Genomic DNA, 17,436 nt, shown 5'->3' with positions numbered 1-17,436 from the left:
CAGCGCGCTTGGCACCATCGTCGCCGCGGCCCTCTGGCGAGCCCGTCCCCGCCTCGGGCTCAGCGGGCGCTCGGGCGCGCTGGCCGAGCGACGGCAGGCTGACCGAAGCGCTGGAGCGCCGCGATGAAGGCCTTGGAGCGGATCGTCAGCGCCCGCGCTTCGTTGTGGATGACGTGGAAGTGCCGATGGATCTGGAGGCCCTGGAGGCGCACGCGCTGGAGCCGGCCGCTCTCGAGCTCTCCCCGCGCGGCATAGATCGAGACGAACGCCACACCGAGCCCCGCCATCACCGCCTGCTTGATCGCTTCGGTGTGGCCGAGCACCAGCATCCGCCCGACCTTCACGCCGGCCCGCTGCAGCGCGCGCTCCGTCACCTGCCGGCTCGCCGATCCATCCTCGCGTATCAGCAATCGCTCCCGCACCAGGTCGGAAGGCTCGCGCCGGGCACGGCGCGCCCAGGCATGGACCGGCGCCACGATGAGGATCAGCTCGTCGAGTATCCCCGCAGCGAGGCACTCCTCGCCCGGGCCGAGCCCATGTCCTCCGACGACGCCGAGGTCCAGCTCATTGGCGCGCACCTGGTCCTCGATCGTCCGGGAGTTGGCGATGCGGAGGTCCACTGAGATCCCGGGCTGCTCGCGCTCGAACGCGCCCATCAGCCCCGGCAGGAGATAGAGGCCCGGCGTCGTGCTCGCGCCGACGACGAGGGAGCCCCGCGCGCCACCGGCCAGGTCGGCGATGGCCTGCCGGGCGCCATCCAGGGTCGCCAGCACGCGGAGTGCGTGATCCTCCAGGATGCGCCCGGCCTCGGTCAGCGTCACCGTGCGCCCGCGCCGCTCGAAGAGGCGTGCCCCCAGCCCGCGCTCGAGCTCGCCCACGTGCTGCGACAGCGCCGGCTGACTCAGGTGGACCCGCTCGGCCGCCCGCCGAAAGCTCCCGGCACGGGCTACGGCCAGGAACACCTCGAGCTGCCGCATGGTCGGTGGCATAAGCTTCGCCTTATCGGCTGGATAAGAACATCGGATTGGCGGTTATGCAAGACGCGGCGCTAGGGTCAGGCGATGGAGCTCGCGAGCCCTGAACCGCTCCTGAGGCTGGGCGCGTTCTTGGTCTGCCTGGCGCTCCTCGCCGCCGCCGAGGCCGCGGCGCCGCGGCGCCGTCGCGCGATCGGGCGCCGGCCGCGGTGGGCCGGCAACTTCGGGCTCGTCGTCGTGGACACGGCGCTGGTGCGGGCCCTGCCCTTCCTCAGCGCGGTGGCGGTCGCCGGGCTCGCGGAGACGCGGGGCTGGGGTCTGCTGCAAGCGGTCGGGCCGCTGCCGGCCTGGGTCGCCATCGCAGCGTCGATCGTGCTGCTCGACCTCGCGATTTACCTGCAGCACGTGTTGTTCCATGCGCTCCCCGCGCTGTGGCGACTGCACCGCGTCCATCACACAGACCTCGACCTGGACGTGACGACCGGCGTCCGGTTTCACCCGGTCGAGATTCTGCTATCAGCGGGAATCAGGGTCGGGGTCGTCGGGACCCTGGGCGCGCCCATCGCCGGCGCCATCGCGTTCGAGATCCTGCTGAACGCCGGATCCCTCTTCAGCCATGCCAACCTGCGGCTGCCCGAGCGAGCCGACCGTTTGCTCCGGATGGTCATCGTCACGCCGGACATGCACCGTGTGCACCACTCGATCGACGGCGCGGAGCGGGACCGCAACTTCGGCTTCACCCTGTCCTGGTGGGACGGTCTGTTCGGCACGTACCATGCGCAGCCTCGGCAGGGACACGACGACATGGAGCTCGGCGTCGCGGGATTCGCTGGACGTGACGCTCTGGGCCTCGGCCACCTGCTGATTCAGCCTCTCCTCCGCGAGCGCGCTACAGTGTGCGGGACGGCCCCACACGCAACCCCCACGGGAGGACGCCATGGCCGCGACGGTGCGCGAAGCCGTACGTGAACTGCTCCAGCAGACGATGGCCACGATGGACGCGCTCCTTGAAGCCTCAGACCGGGAGCTGCCCCTGCCCTCGTCGCACGGCTGCGCCCAGGGCAAGGACCTCTGGACACTGATCACCAACGATATCGATCACGAGAAGATTCACACCGGCCAGGTCCTCGAGGGACGCTACGAATCGCGAATCACGGCCTCGCCGATGCAGCGACTGATCGCGGAGTGGCTGGAGGAGCGTGCGCGGTTCATCGGCTCGCTCGCCGGGCTCACCGACGAGCAGTTCAACGGCGAGACCGCGCCCGGCCAGTGGACCTATCGGGTCATCGCCAAGCACGTGCTCATGCTCGAGCAGGACTCGCTGAAGACGCTCGCCGCCGATCGGGCCGCGCGCGCCGGCGTCGAGGGCACGGCCACGCGCTAACGCCTCCGTCAGGCGGCCTTCCGCGCGATGCCCCGGTACAGGTACGCGCCGAAGCGGGGTCCGCGGATGTAACCCCGCTCCAGTCGCTCGAACGCGAAGCCGCCCGCCTCGAGCAGCTGATCGATCGGCCGATTCAGGTGGCAGCCTCCCGCGCAGCGGCGCCAGATCGGCGTCAGCCGATCCTGCCATCTGAGGACTCCCGGATCCGGCGAGCGCCCGTGCTCCACGAAGAGCACGCGCCCCTCCGGACGGAGCACACGCTGGAGCTCCCGCAGCGCGAGGCCCGGCTGCCCGATCGAGCAGAGGGTCCAGGTCGTGACCACCCACTCGACCGAGGCCGTGGGCAGCGGGATGGCCTCGGCGGAGGCGGCGAGGAGCTCCACCGGAAACCGCGCCCGCGACGCGCGCGACCCCGCCATGCGCCGGAGCGGGTCGGAAGGCTCGAGCGCGTACAGCTTGCCGACGCCCTGGCCATAGAACGGCACGTTCAGCCCCGAGCCGACGCCGATCTCGAGCACGACGCCGCCCGCGAACGGAATCCAGCGCGCTCGTTCGGCGGCGACCGCGCCGTCACTCATCGCGAGGTGCGTGAGCCTCGGGAGAATGTGTCGGCGGTAGAAGGACACGGGCGCCTCCCGGCTGCGCGCTAGTGGGGAGCGCGCCCCGACCACACCCACCATGCCGCCACCGCGATGATCACGACCGCGACCACGAAGCTCGGGTCGGCCCACCACGGCCACTCCTCCACCTCCATCTCGAGCGGGTTCATGCCCGGCTACCAGGGATTGATCAGGCGGTCGATCGACAAGATCCCCGCTCCGCCCACCAGCACCGCCAGCGCCATGGCGATCAACGCCAGATTCATCTCGTACCCGTGTCCCTTGCCAGGCTGGAGCCCCCAGTTGATGAAGAAGCCGTTGGGCCAATGCACCTTGGCGATCGCCACCAGCATGACGAGGATGAGCCCCACCGCGGCGGGACGGACCAGGATGCCGAAGACCATGGCGAGCCCGCCCAGGAGCTCCACGAAGGCGGCCAGGACCGCCAGCGGCGCGGGGATGCCGAGCGATTGCTTGAAGTAGCCGATGACGCCGCGAAGCCCGGGCCCGCCGAACCAGCCGAACACCTTCTGGGCCCCATGCGCGAAGAAGATGACGCCGAGGACCACCCGCACGATGAACAACGACTTCGAGGGGAATGTGGCGAAGAGCATCTCCATGGCACGTTCTCCTCTTTGACGACAGGCCAGTGATAGGGCGCCAGCCGGCGCTATCCTACCAGCTATGTCGGTGCAAGCCTTCTACGACGGTCTGGCGCCGCTGTATCACCTCGTTTACGAAAACTGGGACGCCGCCGTCGGGCGACAGGGAAGCCGCTTGGCCTCGATCATCGGCGAGCACTGGGGCGCCGACGCACGCTCGGTGCTCGACGCGGCCGTGGGTATCGGCACCCAGGCCATCGGACTGCTGGAGCTCGGGTTCCGTGTGATCGGCGCGGATCTCTCGCCGGGGGCGGTGGCCCGCGCCACCCGGGAAGGGGCGCGGCGGCGGTTGATGGTTCCCTGTCTCGTGGCCGACTTTCGGGCACTGCCCGTCCGCGGCGAGAGCGTCGACGTCGTTCTCGTCTGCGACAATGCCCTGCCCCATCTCGAGACGGAGGTCGAGATCCAGACTGCCCTCGCCGAATGCTTTCGCTGCGCGCGGCGGGGTGGCGGCTGCTTGATCTCCATGCGGGACTACGGACCACCGCCGCCCGCCGGAACGGTCGACGCGCAGCCATGGGGCGAGCGTGTGTGGGCGGGGCGCCGCTACCGCGTGCGCCAGGTCTGGACCTGGCACGGACGACACTACGAGCTCGCGATCGAGATCGTCGCTCGGGACTCGAGCGATGCCCCCACGATCCTCAGGAGCCGCTATCTCGCGATCCCTGTGGCCGAGGTCGCCGAGCTGATGCGCGCGGTCGGCTTCGAGCACGTTCGCCGCCTGGACGACCGCTTCTTTCAGCCCGTGCTGGTCGGCACGCGACCGACCGCTTGAGGGGCCTCGGGCGGGCACGGTTCCAGCTCCCGTCGGGCAGAACGTCGGTGCCGTGCGTCGGTCCCGTGCGCCCGCGCCAGCGACCAAGTGCGCGAATTGCGAGGCGAACGACAAGCTCGTCAACGTCTGGCACCTCTTCCGCATGACGCCGGTTGACGGACCGGGGCCATCCGACCATTCCCAGCGGGCCGTCGGGAGGTGATGCCCGAAGATCGACGGTTTTCCTACGTCCCATCACGCTCAGGTCGCCTTCATACCGAAGGAGGTTCGCCCATGAGATCCGGCTTCAGAGCCGCCCGTAGCGTGGTCCCGACCGTCAGCCTGATGATCGGCCTGTGGGTCCTCGGCCTGGCCCCGGGCGCCTTCGCCAACGAAGTCCTCCAGTGGAATGAGACGACGATGCAGGCCATCGCGGCCAGCGGGCAGAACAACATCGTCGCGACACGCACGCTGGCCATGGTGCAGGCGGCGGTGCATGACACGCTGAATGCGATCAGCCGCCGCTACGACGCCTACTACTTCGAGGGCCCCGCCGAGGCGGCCGCGTCGCCCGATGCTGCCGTCGCAGCGGCCGCGCACACGGTGCTCATGGGGGTGGTCGGCAACTATGGCACCCCGGGGCAGAAGGCGGCGACGTTCGCCCTCGTCGATCAGGCGTACGCCACATCGCTCGCCCGCGTGACCGATGGTCCCGCTCGCAACAAGGGCGTGGCGGTCGGGCGCGCCGCCGGTGCCGCAATGCTCGCGCTCCGCAAGGACGACGGAGCCTTCCGCGATGCGCCGTACACGCCGGGCGTCGGGCCGGGGAAGTGGCGGCCGCACCCGAATCCGGTACCCCCGAATCCCCCCATCGCCAATCCGGACCTGGCGCGAGGATATACGCCCTCGGCGCTCCCGAACTGGGGGAACGTCACGCCGTTCACGCTGCTGTCCCCCTCGCAGTACTGGCTGCCCGGCCCGCCGGCGTTGGTCAGCCCGACCTACGCGCGCGACTACAACGAGGTGAAGAACATCGGCGGGAAGGTCAGCACGCTGCGCACCGAGGACCAGACTCAGATCGCGCGCTTCTGGTTCGAGGGCCCGGGCAACTGGAACACGATCGCGCGCACGGTGGCCACCACGCGCCGCCTCGACGCGTGGGAGAGCGCCCGCGTCCTGGCCCTCATGAACCTCGCGATGGCGGACTCCTACATCGCGGGCTTCAGGATCCGGTACGTCTATGACCTGTGGCGGCCCATCACCGCCATCCGCGAGGGCGACAATGACGGCAACGACGCGACGGTCGGCGACCCCACGTGGGACAGCCACCAGAACACCCCCGCGGTCTCGGACTACCCCTCCACCCAGAGCACGTTCAGCGCTGCCGCCGCGGTGACACTGGCGAGCGCTCTGGGAGGGGACCAGATGAGCTTCACGGTCACGAGTGGCAAGCCCTTCGACGGCATCACCCGATCGTTCACGAGCTTCTCCCAGGCGGCACGCGAGAGCGCCGACTCACGCGTCTACGCCGGGATCCATTTCCGGAGCGCCTGTGAGGACGGGATCGCCCTGGGCCGGAAGATAGGACAACGAACGGCCGCGCTCTATCTCCAACCGCCGAGGAAGTAAGGCAGGCAACGGGCCGCCGGGCCTCGCGCGTCCGTCGCGCGGTGTCCGGCGGCACACCGTTCCCCTCGGTCCGCCACGCGGGAGGGATGGTCATGGGTCAGGTCGCGACGATCGACAGTGATCAGGAAGTCCAGCCACCGGCACGCGGGACGCAGGACACGGCGGTGCTCCAGTGGATCCTGCGCGTGGCCGTGGCCGCCTGCTTCATCGGCCACGGGGCGTTCGGCATCATCACGAAGGCGGCGTGGCTTCCGTACTTCGCCATCTTCGGCATCCCCGAACCGTGGGCGTGGCGGCTGATGCCCGTGGTCGGGACCGTCGACATCACGGTGGGCGTGCTCACCCTGTTCCAGCCGCGACGGGCGGTCCTTCTCTACATGACGTTCTGGGGCTTCCAGACGGCTTGCCTGCGCCCGCTCGCGGGCCAGGGCGTGTGGGAGCTCCTCGAGCGCGCCGGCAACTACGGCGTTCCGCTGGCGTTCCTGGTCCTGCTCGGCCCCGGCCGGTCACTGGCCGACTGGTTCTCGACACGCCCGATGCCTCCGCTCACCGAAGACCGGGCCCGCGCGGTCGGCAGGATCCTCCGGATCACCACCGCGCTGTTGCTGATCGGTCATGCGGGCTTCGACTTCGCCATGCACAAGGACTGGAGCGGATATGCCGCGGCGATCGGGATCGACCCCGCCACGCTCGCGGGCCACCCGCTCCGCCCCTGGGCGGGGTGGGTCGAGGGCGCACTGGGTCTCCTCGTCCTCGGGTGGCCAACGCGCCCGCTGCTCCTCTTCGTCGTCGCCTTCAAGCTCGGCACCGAGGGCCTACGCCCACTCGCCGGCGAGCCGATCTGGGAGTTCATCGAGCGGGGCGGCAGCTACGGAGCGCCACTGGCCCTCGCATGGCTACAGGGATGGGGTGCCACGTCCGAGCGGGCGGCGATGCGTGTGAGAGGGCGTAGATCGAACGACCTCGATCACCGCCAAGTCTGCTAGAGTTTGACCAATGATCATCCGCTGGGTGCTTTGCGTCTCGTTCGTCGTTGTGGTCGGGCTGGCGATGGCTTCGCCCGCGCAGGCCTATCTCGATCCCGGCACCGGCAGCATGCTGGTCTCGGCGTTGATCGGCATCGCCGCCGCGGTGGGTCTCGCCGTCAAGATGTTCTGGTACCGGGTGACCGGCCTGTTCAGGCGCCCGAGGCGGGGACCGCGACCCGAAGGGGACGGCGGCTCCCCCGCCCACAGGTAGCCCCTCCGTCGAGGTGACGCTCGGGATCTGGCAGGACTGGAGGAGTTACCGCCGGCTACTGAAGCTCCCACCGGCCGACCGCCGAATCATTTTCTACTCCGAGAGCCATCAGGACTGGCACCATCTGCAGCCGCTCATCGACTTCCTGGTCGGGCGGCTGTCACGCACCGTGTGCCACGTCACCTCCGAAAAGACCGCTGCCCTGCCGCCCGGCTCGCGTCCGGGCCTTCACGCGTTCCGCATCGGCTCCGGCGCCGTGCTGACGTGGTTCTTCCAGATGCTCGAGACCGACGTCCTGGTCCTGACCATGCTGGACCTCCAGAACTTCCACCTCAAACGATCCCGGCATCCCGTGCACTACCTGTACGTGTTCCACAGCATGGGGAGCACCCACCTGGTGGATCACGAGAACTCGTACGACCACTACGACAGCCTCTTCTGCGTGGGCCCCCACCACGTGGCGGAGATCCGCCGGCGCGAGGAGCTGAAGGGTCTGCCACCCAAGCATCTCTTCCCTCACGGCTACACGCGCCTCGAGCGGCTCGTCGAGGCCGCGGCGGCGGCGCACCCCCCGTCCCCGCCGACCACCGTCCTGCTGGCGCCGACGTGGGGCGAGCACTCGATCCTGCACGTCTGCGGGGAGCCATTGATCGATGCGCTGCTGAGCGCGGGACTACGCGTGATCCTCCGCCCCCACTACCAGACCGCCCGTCTGGCGCCGCGTGTGATCCAGCGCCTGACGGCCCGATTCGGAGGGGACGCGGGGTTCAGGCATGTGGACCGGATGGGAGAAATGGACTCGCTGCTGGAGTCCGACGTGCTGATCTGTGACTGGTCCGCCATGGCGATCGAATACGCGCTCGGGCTGGGCAAGCCGGTGCTGTTCGTCGACGTCCCGCCTCGCGTGCGGAACCCGAACTACGCGGAGCTAGGTCTCGAACCCATGGAAATGCGGATCCGCCGGGAGCTCGGCACGGTGCTCCCGCTGAATCGGCTGGCGGAGGCCCCGGCCTACGTGGCAAACCTGGTTCGCGGGGCGCGAGAGTTCCGGGACCGCATGGCCGGGCTGCGGGCCACGTGGGTCTTCAACTTCGGGCGCAGCGTGGAGGTAGGAGCCCGCGAGATCGCCCGTATCGCCGACGAGCGAGCCGCAGCCAGGTGAGCATGCGGCGCCGGCTGCTCCGCTGGGCCAACTGGTTCGCCCTGGTCAATGCGGCGGTGCTCGCCCTCATCGGGGCGCAGTATCTCTGGCAGTACTCAGCCCCCATGTCACCTGCGGCCGCCTGGACCTATGCGGTCGTGGCCTCCGCGGGCCACATGGCCGCGCTCGCCTACAGCCCCCTGCTCGTGCTCATACCGTTGTTGCTGCTCCTGCCATGGCCGCGCGTGGTGCTGCCTCTCGGTGTCGTCCTCGTCAGCGCCCTCGTCGCCTTCCTCGTGCTCGACACCCTGGTCTTCGCCGAGCAGCGCTACCACCTCAACGCCCTCACATTCCGCATACTGGAGCCAACCACCTGGGGATTCTTGGCCCTCTACTTCCTCCTGGCCCTCGCCATCGAGGCGATGGTTGCGGTCTGGGTCTGGCGACGCACGGCGCTCCCCTCCACGTCGCGACTCGGCTGGGTCCTCCCCCTCGTGCTCGGGATCTGCCTCGTGAGCAGTCAGCTCATCCACGCGGCGGCGGATCCCTACTTCTACGTTCCCGTCACGGCGTTCGATCGATACCTCCCGCTCTACGCGCCGATCAAGTCCAATGTTCTCGTCAAGCTGCGCCTGGTGGATCGGAGCCAGGCGCGCGAGCGAGCCTTCGTCTCCGCGCTGGGGGGTGTGTCCGGGGGGACGCTGAACTATCCGATTGCCCCGCTGCGGTGCGACCCGCGCGTTCCTGCCCTCAACGTCCTACTCGTCGTGATCGACGGCATGCGTGCGGACGCCCTGAACGCGGCCGCGCCCAGGCTCTCCGAATTCGCGTCGAGCGCGATGCGGTTCGACGCTCACTACAGCGGCGGCAATACATCACAGACCGGCATGTTCTCGCTCTTCTACGGGATCCCGCCGACGTACTTCGATGCGTTCTACGCCTTGGCGCGTCCTCCCGTGTTGATGGACATGTTCCGTCAGCACGGCTATCAGCTCGGATTGTTCTCGAGCGCCCCCGTCTCCCGCCCCGTCGTCGGACTCGACCGCACCGCGTTCGCGCAGATGCCGAACCTCCGTGAGGAGACGCGGTTGGCCGGCGGCGAGTCCACCGTATCCGCCACGCGCGACCGGGCGTTGACCGGAGAGTGGTACGAGTGGCTCCAGCGACGGGACCCGGCGCGCCCGTTCCTCGGCTTCCTGTACTACAACGCCGCGATTGCCCTCGATCCGCCCGACGGCTATCCCCCGGTGGTGGCGGAGGCGCCGGGCGGCACGGTTCAGCAACGCCGCCGGCACGGCCGATACCTGACCGCCGTGCACTTCGTCGACTCCCTGGTGGGCGCGGTGCTGGAGGATCTGGCACGCCGAGGGCTCAACGACAAGACCGTGGTCATCGTGACGTCCGATCACGGCATCGAGTTCGACGAGGCCGGGCTGGGCTTCAAGGGGCATGGCACCGCCTTCACGGACTACCAGCTACGCACCCCGCTCCTCCTGCGCTGGCCCGGTCATGCCCCGCAGCGGGTGACGCGGCGAACCTCACACAACGACCTCGCACCGACCCTGCTCACTGAGCTTTTCGGCTGCACGAACCCGCCGTCCGACTATGCGAGCGGGAAGAGCCTCTTTTCGAGCGCCGAGTGGGAGTGGCTCGTCGCCGGCAGCCGGACGGACCATGCCTTGATCCAGCCGGGACGCGTGACCATCGTCTACGCGTCCGGCTTCGAGGTTCGCGATCCGCAGTACCGCCTCATACCGTCCCCGAGCGTTTCCCCGGACGCGCTGCGGGCCGCATGGCGGGAGATGAGCCGGTTCTACCGCTAGTGACGGGCGCGCTGCTGGGACTGGTGGCGCTCGCGGGCCTCGTGGCGCCGTACGCCTCGGCGGCCGAAGTCGGCGACCGCACCGTTCGCGTGTCGACCCGGCGCCTGGACCTGGAGTTTTCCCGTGACGGCGCCATCCCGGTGGCCTGGCGGGCCTGCCATCCGTCCTGCGCGCAAGCCGATCAGGGGTCGGGGACGGCCATCCGAGTGACCGACCCCCGCGAGCCATCCCCCCTCCAGCTGACCCTTCGCGAGAGGGACTCACCGCTCGACTTCCAACGTCTGCGCTTCACCGCCGACCTCACGGAGGACGCGCGCGCCCGAACGGTGACCTTCCAGGCCGAGCTGCCGGTCGACAGTGTACGCATCGTCAAGACCTTCGAGGTGTCGAAGGAAGGCTACGACGTCGTGCTGACCGTGCGGCTCCTCGGGTCGAATGCCGCCGCCTTCGCCGCCGGGCGGCATCTGATGCTCGAGCTGGACGCGGGCCGCGGCCTGACCGCGGCGACGACCGCCGGCTTCGCCGCGATGCTCGAGCGCGCGGGCCGTGTGCACGTCGCGCGGGGGAAAGCCCGCGCCCTGAAGGACGAGCCCGGCGACGCCTCGCGTGTCGGCTCCGGTGAATGGGTCGGCGCACGGAGCCGATTCTGGGCCCTGCTCGTTCGTCCGGACGGCGCCAGCATCCGCGAACCCCGCCCCGGCCTCGGCATCGCCCTGAGGTCCGAAGGGCCCTCATGGCGCTACACGTTCTACTCCGGGCCGGTCGAGCGTCAGGCCCTGTCCGACGCCGACCCGGCACTCGAGGGCTTACTCTTCTCGGGCCTCTGGTCGCCGCTCCGCGCCCTGAGCTTCGGGCTGCTACATCTTCTGCGCGCACTGAGCGCGATCGTCCCGCATCCGGGCGTCGCGATCATCGCCCTCGCCCTCTCGGTCAAGATCCTCCTCCTACCCCTGACGATGCTCGCCGAGCGGCTCCAGGAGCAGGTCAACGCGACCCAGGCGCGGCTTCAGCCCAGCATCGACGCGATCCGCGCGGCGCATCGTGGCGAGGAGCAAACACGGCGGATCTGGGCGCTCTATCGCGCGGCGGGCGTGCACCCGCTGTATACGCTGAAGAGCCTCCTCGGCGTCGCCATCCAGCTGCCCGTATTCATCGCCGTCTTCGACATGCTGGCGGAGGATTTCGATCTCTACCGCGTGTCCTTCCTCTGGATCTCAGATCTCTCGCAGCCGGACCACCTGCTCCCGCTGCCTCTCTGCGCGCCCTTCTTCGGGTGCTACCTGAATCTCTTGCCGTTCCTGATGAGCGCCGTCTCGCTGGCGACGCTCCTGCGGTTCCGCTCGCCCGTCCTCACGCCGAGCCTCGAGCGCCGCCAGCGCCGCACGCTCATGGCCATGACGCTGGCGTTCTTCCTCCTCTTCTACACGTTTCCCGCCGGCATGGTCCTGTACTGGACCTCAACCAACGGCGTCCAGCTCGTCATGCAGGAAGTCAGGGGACTGCGCGGGAAGCGAGCGTGACGTGGAGAAAAGCCCTTGACACCCGGGTGTCGGCGCTGTACGTGGGGGAAGCTAGCCGCTGGGTGTGTACCCTCTAGGCCGGTTGCCCGGACTCGTCCAGCAGCACTCTCGAGCAAAGGAGTCAAACATGGCGAAGAAGCGGAAGGCGAGCGCGGAGCGCGGAAGCGATCAGTTGGCGTCGATGGTCCGCGATTCGGCACAGCAGATCTGGCTCGCGGGCCTGGGCGCGTTTTCGAAGACGCAGGAAGAGGGAGCGAGGGTGTTCAATGCCCTGGTCAAGGAAGGGAAGGGCCTCGAGTCGCGTACCCGCAAGGTCGCCGAATCGAAGGTGAACGAGATGGGACGCGCGTTGACCCAGGTCGGCGTGTCCGCGAACCGGGAGCTCCAGGCGCTCGCCAAGCGAGTCGAGACGTTGACCGCGACCGTCCAGAAGCTGGCCGGCACGGGCAAGCCCCGCAGCTCCAAGAAGCGCTGAACGGCACGCTCACGGCGGACCGCGACGGCCCGTCGCCCAGCCTCGGGGCACGTCAGGTCCGGGGTCCGGCAGTGGGGCGCACGCCCCTGTGAGGTGGACGATGACGTCGGAAGCCAGGATTTCCGATCTGGGTCGATTGCAGGAGATCATCCGGGTCTTCACGATCGTCGGGTTCGGGGACCTCTTCAAGCAGATGGGCCTCGAGGACCTGGCCGAGCGCACCAGCAGGTTCATGGGGTGGAAGGGCGGCGAGGACCTCGCCCACCTCGATCGCCCCCAGCGTGTCCGCTGGGCCTTCGAGACGCTCGGGCCGACCTTCATCAAGCTCGGCCAGATCCTTGCCACGCGCCCGGACTTGTTCGGACCCGAGTGGATCACGGAGTTCGAGAAGCTCCAGGCGCACGCCCCCCGGGTCGATTTCAAAGAGATCCGCCAGCAGGTCGAACACGATCTGGGAGCACCCCTCGAAGAGCTGTTCGACGAGGTCGACCCCACACCGGTCGCCGCCGCGTCGGTAGCCCAGGTTCACCGGGCGACGTTGAAGGATGGGACCGACGTGGTGCTCAAGATCCAGCGCCCCGGGGTCCGACCGAGGATCGACGCGGACATGCGCTTGCTCGCGCATCTCGCGGCGCTCGCGGAAAAGCATGTCCCGGAGCTCGCCGCCTATCATCCGCAGAAGGTCGTCCGGCAATTCGCAAAGTCGCTCGGGAACGAGCTCAACTTCGTCACGGAAGGACAGAACGCCGAGCAGGTGGCGGCCAATTTCGAAGGCAATCCGCAGATCGTGATTCCCAAGATCTACTGGGAATGGACGCGGGAGCGCATCAACGTCCAGGAATTCGTGGACGGCATCCCGGGCGTGAACCTGGAAGCCCTCGATGCGGCCGGAATGGACCGCAAGCGCATCGCCCAGAGGGGGGCGAGCGCGGTGCTCAAGATGATCATGGTCGACGGGTTGTTCCACGCCGATCCGCACCCGGGGAATTTCTTCATCTTGCCGGGTGGGCGGATCGCGTTCGTCGACTTCGGCATGATGGGCCGCGTCTCCGAGGTCAGGCGACAGCAGATCCTGAAGCTGCTGCAGGCCATGTTCGAGAACGACGCCGAGGGTCTCTGCGAGATTCTCCTGCAGTGGGCGGGCCGAGAGGGAGACGACCCCGGAGAGTTGACGGCCGCCGTCGCCGACTTTCTAGGTGAGTATGCCGGCAAATCGATGGGCCTCACCGATCTGTCGGCCATGGTCGGAGCCCTGTTGAGCCTGGTCCGGGACAACAATCTGTCCATGCCGCCGGATCAGGCCATGCTCCTCAAGGTGTTCGTCTCGCTCGAAGGAGCCTTCAAGAAGCTCGACCCAGATTTCGACATCATGGTCGCAATCCAGCCCACCCTTCAGGAGGTCGTGACCGACCAGCTGTCGCCGCGCGCCGTGGGGAAGCGCGCCCTCAAGATCGTCACGCAATATGCGGAGCTGTTCGCCGACCTGCCCAAGGAAGTCCGTCGCGGAATCTATTCGGTCAAGACCGGCAATCTGAAGATCCGCATCGAGTTGAGTCAGTTCGAGCAGCTGCAGCGCGGGGTGATGCGCGGCGCGCGATTGCTGGCCCTGGCGAGCCTCGCCTCCGCGGTAGTGATCGGAGGGGCGATCATCACGGTGCTCAGACAGAAACCGAAGGACTGACCGCCCTGGGCCCCACGCACCGCCCACCTACGTCAACGCGTTGACAACGATCGTCGGGTCAGGATTCCCGATCTAGGCGAGCCACAAGCTTCTCCGCGAAATCCCACGCTACGCGCCTGGCCCAGGACGTGCATAGCGTTCTGCAGTCGTGAAGACACTCCGCGCCTCCATCGTTCTCGCGTCGCTCGCTCGCATCGCTTCGGCCTTCTCGGTCCCCCAGCCCGGCGAACCGCTTCCCGGCTCCAGCCCTGCCCTCACCGGCTCGCCGCGATCCGATCGGACGGCGGCCCGGACTCCCGCGCCGGCCCGCCCCCTCCGCCGCTCGCTCAACGCCGCCGTCGCGGAGGGCGCCTCCGCCGAGGTCTTCGCGGCCTGCGCCAGCGGGGCCGTGATCGTCGGCTGGGCGCTGTACCTCGGCGCGAGCGCGGCGGTGATCGGCTTCCTCGGCGCCCTCCCGCTGGGCGCTCAGGTCGTGAGCCTGCCCGCGGCGTGGCTGACCGGCACGCGCAGCCGCAAGGCCGTCACGCTCTGGGCCGTCGGCATCTCGCGACTCACCTTCCTGCCTCTGCTCGCCCTCCCGACACTCGCCGTGGATGCGTCGACGAAGCTCCACCTCTTCATGGTCATCGTGGCCGTCAGCACGATGTTCAGCGTGGTCGGCAACAGCGCGTGGGTGGCCTGGATGGGCGACCTGGTGCCGGACCGCATCCGTGGCCGCTTCGTCGGCCGGCGGACCATCTACATCAGCGTCGCGGGCACACTGACCTCGCTCGGGGCCGCCGTCCTGCTCGACCGCCTTGCCCTCATCGGATGGACCGGCGCTGCCCTGTGCGCGCTCACCTTTGTCGCCTGCCTCGCCGGCGTGGCCAGCGTGGTGCTGATGCGGCGTCAGCACGAGCCCCTCGGGCCCGCCGAGCCCGGCATGTCCGCCCGGCAGGCGCTCCGGTTCGCGCTCGGCGACCGGCAGATCCTCCCGTTCCTCGGCTATCTCGTCGCCTGGAACGCGGCCATAGGCATCTCGGCCAGCTTCTTCGCCTACCACATGCTGACGAACCTTCACACCGGCTTCCTGGTTGTGGCGGCCCACGGCGTCGGGGTGGCCGCGCTGCGCATCGTCTCGGCCGGGCTTTGGGGCTACGCGGTGGACCGAGTGGGCGCGGGACCGGTGCTGGTCTTCTGCTCCTTCGGCATTGCGTCATCCCCGCTCACGTGGTTCTTCATCACGCCCGACCACCTATGGCTGATCGCCTTCGATGCGGTGCTCGCCGGTTTTCTGTGGGCAGGTCACGGCATCGCGGCCTTCGATCTCACCATCGGCCTCGCTCCTCGGGTGTCGCGGCCTTTCTACGTCGGCGCCTTCGCCACCGCCGGAGGCCTTGGCTTCGGCGCGGCGTCGGTGCTGGCCGGTCAGCTCGCCAGCCACATCCCTTCGCACTTCGAGCTGGCCGGAGAGCCGTGGACCAACCTCCACGTCCTGTTCCTGCTCTCGGCGGCGGCTCGCCTGGCTTCCGCCGCGCTCTCGCTTCGCTTGCACGATCCGGGCGCCCAGGGCGATCTGCGCACGCTGATTCGCGCGCTCGCCGAGCACACCGGCCTCGCCGCCTTCACACCCCCGCCCATCTGGGGGAGCGGAAGAGTGCGAGCCTGGGTGCTAGGGCGTCGGGGCTGAGAGCGGGACCGTCTCACCTACGCACTGAGAGTCCGACCTACCCCCGTCCCCGTCTCCGCTGTGACGGCCAAGCGTTGCTGGCCCGCGATTGGGCGCGCTATAGTCGGCGCGCCCTCAGAGGGAAGGCAGCCTAGCCAAGGGACGAGGAGGCGCGCTCTGACGATATGACTGGCCCAGCCCACAAGACGTTGGCGGCAGTCGCTGTCGTCGTTCTCGCCGTATTCGGTACCGGACCTGCCTCTGAGGCACAAGTGGCCCCAAGGATAGCCCGTGTCGGCTATCTCGAATTCGGATCGGCGGCCCCCGGCACGCCGCACGTGGAGGCGTTCCGTCGCGGGCTTCGCGAGCGGGGTGGGATCGACGGGCAGAACCTGGTCATGGAGGTTCGACACGCCAACGGGCGACACGATCTCCTCGCCGAGCTTGCGGCGGACCTGGTGAGCGTCAAGGTTGACATTATCTTCGCCTCGACAACGCCATCCGCGCTGGCGGCCAAGCGAGCCACCACGACGATACCAATCGTCATCGGATTTGTCGCCGACCCCGTCGGGAGTGGACTTGTCGGTCGCCTGGCTCGGCCTGGGGGCAATATCACGGGTTGGACACACCTTGCAGGTGTGGAGCTGAACGCGAAACGTCTGGAGATCCTCAAGGAGGCAGTACCCGAAGCCGGTCGGATTGCCGTCCTCTGGAACCCCGCCAACCCGATACACGGACCGAGTTTGAAGGTGATCGAAGACGCAGCGCAGCGCCTCAAGGTACAGCTTCATGCGATGCCCGTGCAGGACCCGCAAGAGCTTCAGGGTGCGTTCTCGGCGATGACCCGTGAGCGCGTGCAAGCTCTCTCGGTACCTCCCGACGGAATGTTCCTGGCTCACCGGGCACGGATCATTTTCTTTGTCGACCGGATCCTCAGAGGCGCCAAGCCTGGCGACCTCCCCGTGGAGCAGCCGACGAAGTTTGAGCTCATCATCAACCTCAAGACCGCGAAGGCTCTCAGTCGCTCTTGATCCGGGCCGATCAGCTCATCGAATGAGCGCGGTCGTCGGTTCACGGTTCGGCATCGACCTCGGACGCTAGCAGGATGATGGAGGAACCACGTGGACTACAAATCGATCAACTTTCGCCAGAAGTTCGGGCTGTTCAACGAGCAATGGCAGCCCAAGGTCATCGCCGAGATGAACGACTACCAGTTCAAGGTCGTGAAGCTGCAAGGCGACTTCATCTGGCACGACCACAAAGATACCGATGAGACGTTCATCGTCCTGGAAGGTGATCTCCGGATCGATTTTCGGGATGGCGCCGTCCACGTTTCGGCGGGAGAGATGTTCGTCGTCGCAAAGGGCCTCGAGCACAAGCCGTATGCGGAGAGGGAGGTCAAGTTACTCCTCATCGAGCCTCGCGGGGTCCTCAATACAGGTCACGAGGGTGGGGGGCGGACTGCCGCGAATGATATCTGGATCTGACTGAACCACGCGTCCTGCCAGTCACCTGTCGGTGGTGGAGGTTCAGAGCGTTTCGAAGACGTGACAGGCTCCGCTCCCCTCCCCCACCGCGAGCAGACCGCGCCTCTGGTCGCATCTCGTGGGCACTGCGGCTCGTCGACGCCGGAGGCACAACGATTGCACGAGTCCTCCGCCGATGCGTCCCACAGCGCGCGTCATCCTTCCACTTATCTTGGCGGTTCTCTTTGCATTCGGCGCGGTCATTCCCCTAGCCGCGATAAGCGCGCTCGCATTTACTACTGAGTCAAAGAAGGACCGGACGGTAATTCGGTCATCGGACGGAACCGCCTTGCCAGATGGAATGACCCTCATTGCCAAGGGCGGTGGCGGCGGTGGCGGTGGTGCTGGCGGCGGCGGCGGTGGTGCCGGCGGCGGTGGCGG

18 protein-coding genes are annotated in these 17,436 nt (G+C 68.2%); 14 read left to right on the top strand and 4 right to left on the bottom strand.

The genetic code is table 11. The annotated features are described in order from the left end of the window. Window positions 1-59 precede the first annotated feature (59 nt). Window positions 60-989, bottom strand: coding sequence for a LysR substrate-binding domain-containing protein (locus tag VFX14_06490; protein HEU5189318.1), 930 nt, complete (start codon window positions 987-989; stop codon window positions 60-62). 72 nt (window positions 990-1,061) lie between these two features. Here VFX14_06490 and VFX14_06485 point away from each other — a divergent pair, with 72 nt between their 5' ends. After that, window positions 1,062-1,943, top strand: coding sequence for a sterol desaturase family protein (locus VFX14_06485; GenBank protein HEU5189317.1), 882 nt, complete (start codon window positions 1,062-1,064; stop codon window positions 1,941-1,943). Then, window positions 1,912-2,358 carry a hypothetical protein gene (locus VFX14_06480; GenBank protein HEU5189316.1) on the top strand — a complete coding sequence of 149 codons (447 nt, stop codon included), beginning with the start codon at window positions 1,912-1,914 and terminating at the stop codon, window positions 2,356-2,358. Before VFX14_06485 ends, VFX14_06480 begins: the two co-directional genes overlap by 32 nt. Window positions 2,359-2,366: 8 nt before the next feature. Here the strand turns inward: VFX14_06480 and VFX14_06475 are convergent, their stop codons facing one another. The 3 genes from VFX14_06475 to VFX14_06465 are packed head-to-tail and all read right to left on the bottom strand — an operon-like array spanning window position 2,367 to window position 3,577. Beyond that, window positions 2,367-2,984, bottom strand: coding sequence for a class I SAM-dependent methyltransferase (locus VFX14_06475; GenBank protein HEU5189315.1), 618 nt, complete (start codon window positions 2,982-2,984; stop codon window positions 2,367-2,369). A gap of 20 nt (window positions 2,985-3,004) precedes the next feature. Continuing rightward, window positions 3,005-3,127, bottom strand: coding sequence for a hypothetical protein (locus VFX14_06470; GenBank protein ID HEU5189314.1), 123 nt, complete (start codon window positions 3,125-3,127; stop codon window positions 3,005-3,007). Between the two features lie 6 nt (window positions 3,128-3,133). Beyond that, entirely contained in the window at window positions 3,134-3,577 is a 444-nt protein-coding gene (locus VFX14_06465) for a DoxX family protein (GenBank protein HEU5189313.1), read from the bottom strand. Window positions 3,578-3,641: 64 nt separating this feature from the next. Here VFX14_06465 and VFX14_06460 point away from each other — a divergent pair, with 64 nt between their 5' ends. The 12 genes from VFX14_06460 to VFX14_06405 all read left to right on the top strand — a co-directional run bounded on the left by VFX14_06460 (window position 3,642) and on the right by VFX14_06405 (window position 17,016). After that, entirely contained in the window at window positions 3,642-4,394 is a 753-nt protein-coding gene (locus tag VFX14_06460) for a class I SAM-dependent methyltransferase (GenBank protein ID HEU5189312.1), read from the top strand. Window positions 4,395-4,667: 273 nt separating this feature from the next. Beyond that, window positions 4,668-6,002 carry a vanadium-dependent haloperoxidase gene (locus VFX14_06455; protein HEU5189311.1) on the top strand — a complete coding sequence of 445 codons (1,335 nt, stop codon included), beginning with the start codon at window positions 4,668-4,670 and terminating at the stop codon, window positions 6,000-6,002. 92 nt (window positions 6,003-6,094) lie between these two features. Further along, window positions 6,095-6,988 carry a hypothetical protein gene (locus VFX14_06450; protein HEU5189310.1) on the top strand — a complete coding sequence of 298 codons (894 nt, stop codon included), beginning with the start codon at window positions 6,095-6,097 and terminating at the stop codon, window positions 6,986-6,988. 10 nt (window positions 6,989-6,998) lie between these two features. Beyond that, on the top strand, window positions 6,999-7,241 hold the full coding sequence (locus VFX14_06445) for a hypothetical protein (protein ID HEU5189309.1): 243 nt from the start codon (window positions 6,999-7,001) through the stop codon (window positions 7,239-7,241). Between the two features lie 13 nt (window positions 7,242-7,254). Next, window positions 7,255-8,403, top strand: a complete 1,149-nt coding sequence (locus VFX14_06440) for a hypothetical protein (GenBank protein ID HEU5189308.1) — start codon at window positions 7,255-7,257, stop codon at window positions 8,401-8,403. A 2-nt stretch (window positions 8,404-8,405) separates the two neighbouring features. Beyond that, window positions 8,406-10,205 carry a DUF3413 domain-containing protein gene (locus tag VFX14_06435; protein HEU5189307.1) on the top strand — a complete coding sequence of 600 codons (1,800 nt, stop codon included), beginning with the start codon at window positions 8,406-8,408 and terminating at the stop codon, window positions 10,203-10,205. Continuing rightward, window positions 10,205-11,725 carry a membrane protein insertase YidC gene (gene yidC, locus VFX14_06430; GenBank protein HEU5189306.1) on the top strand — a complete coding sequence of 507 codons (1,521 nt, stop codon included), beginning with the start codon at window positions 10,205-10,207 and terminating at the stop codon, window positions 11,723-11,725. Before VFX14_06435 ends, yidC begins: the two co-directional genes overlap by 1 nt. A 127-nt stretch (window positions 11,726-11,852) precedes the next feature. Further along, window positions 11,853-12,200, top strand: a complete 348-nt coding sequence (locus tag VFX14_06425) for a phasin family protein (GenBank protein ID HEU5189305.1) — start codon at window positions 11,853-11,855, stop codon at window positions 12,198-12,200. 100 nt (window positions 12,201-12,300) lie between these two features. Then, the gene (locus VFX14_06420) at window positions 12,301-13,881 is read left to right on the top strand and encodes an AarF/UbiB family protein (protein ID HEU5189304.1); all 1,581 of its coding nucleotides are present in this window, start codon (window positions 12,301-12,303) and stop codon (window positions 13,879-13,881) included. A gap of 148 nt (window positions 13,882-14,029) precedes the next feature. Further along, the gene (locus VFX14_06415; GenBank protein ID HEU5189303.1) at window positions 14,030-15,550 is read left to right on the top strand and encodes an MFS transporter; all 1,521 of its coding nucleotides are present in this window, start codon (window positions 14,030-14,032) and stop codon (window positions 15,548-15,550) included. A gap of 164 nt (window positions 15,551-15,714) precedes the next feature. Next, window positions 15,715-16,560, top strand: coding sequence for an ABC transporter substrate-binding protein (locus VFX14_06410; protein HEU5189302.1), 846 nt, complete (start codon window positions 15,715-15,717; stop codon window positions 16,558-16,560). 90 nt (window positions 16,561-16,650) lie between these two features. After that, window positions 16,651-17,016 (top strand): cupin domain-containing protein, encoded by a 366-nt coding sequence (locus VFX14_06405; protein ID HEU5189301.1) that lies wholly within the window; start codon window positions 16,651-16,653, stop codon window positions 17,014-17,016. The last annotated feature ends 420 nt before the right edge of the window (window positions 17,017-17,436 follow it).

Source organism: Candidatus Methylomirabilota bacterium (assembly GCA_035764725.1).
Taxonomy (GTDB): domain Bacteria; phylum Methylomirabilota; class Methylomirabilia; order Rokubacteriales; family CSP1-6; genus DASRWT01.
Note: the sequence above shows the minus strand (reverse complement) of the source record. Positions and strands in the feature narration are given on the sequence as shown.

What these genes read in the sequence shown, in the direction of transcription:
- VFX14_06410 (HEU5189302.1), top strand. Translation starts at nt 15,715, where the DNA reads ATGACTGGCCCAGCCCACAAGACGTTGGCGGCAGTCGCTGTCGTCGTT.
- VFX14_06420 (HEU5189304.1), top strand. Translation starts at nt 12,301, where the DNA reads ATGACGTCGGAAGCCAGGATTTCCGATCTGGGTCGATTGCAGGAGATC.
- VFX14_06465 (HEU5189313.1), bottom strand. Translation starts at nt 3,577, where the DNA reads ATGGAGATGCTCTTCGCCACATTCCCCTCGAAGTCGTTGTTCATCGTG.
- VFX14_06480 (HEU5189316.1), top strand. Translation starts at nt 1,912, where the DNA reads ATGGCCGCGACGGTGCGCGAAGCCGTACGTGAACTGCTCCAGCAGACG.
- VFX14_06450 (HEU5189310.1), top strand. Translation starts at nt 6,095, where the DNA reads ATGGGTCAGGTCGCGACGATCGACAGTGATCAGGAAGTCCAGCCACCG.
- VFX14_06445 (HEU5189309.1), top strand. Translation starts at nt 6,999, where the DNA reads ATGATCATCCGCTGGGTGCTTTGCGTCTCGTTCGTCGTTGTGGTCGGG.
- VFX14_06490 (HEU5189318.1), bottom strand. Translation starts at nt 989, where the DNA reads ATGCCACCGACCATGCGGCAGCTCGAGGTGTTCCTGGCCGTAGCCCGT.
- VFX14_06460 (HEU5189312.1), top strand. Translation starts at nt 3,642, where the DNA reads ATGTCGGTGCAAGCCTTCTACGACGGTCTGGCGCCGCTGTATCACCTC.
- VFX14_06485 (HEU5189317.1), top strand. Translation starts at nt 1,062, where the DNA reads ATGGAGCTCGCGAGCCCTGAACCGCTCCTGAGGCTGGGCGCGTTCTTG.
- VFX14_06425 (HEU5189305.1), top strand. Translation starts at nt 11,853, where the DNA reads ATGGCGAAGAAGCGGAAGGCGAGCGCGGAGCGCGGAAGCGATCAGTTG.
- VFX14_06435 (HEU5189307.1), top strand. Translation starts at nt 8,406, where the DNA reads ATGCGGCGCCGGCTGCTCCGCTGGGCCAACTGGTTCGCCCTGGTCAAT.
- VFX14_06455 (HEU5189311.1), top strand. Translation starts at nt 4,668, where the DNA reads ATGAGATCCGGCTTCAGAGCCGCCCGTAGCGTGGTCCCGACCGTCAGC.
- VFX14_06470 (HEU5189314.1), bottom strand. Translation starts at nt 3,127, where the DNA reads ATGAACCCGCTCGAGATGGAGGTGGAGGAGTGGCCGTGGTGGGCCGAC.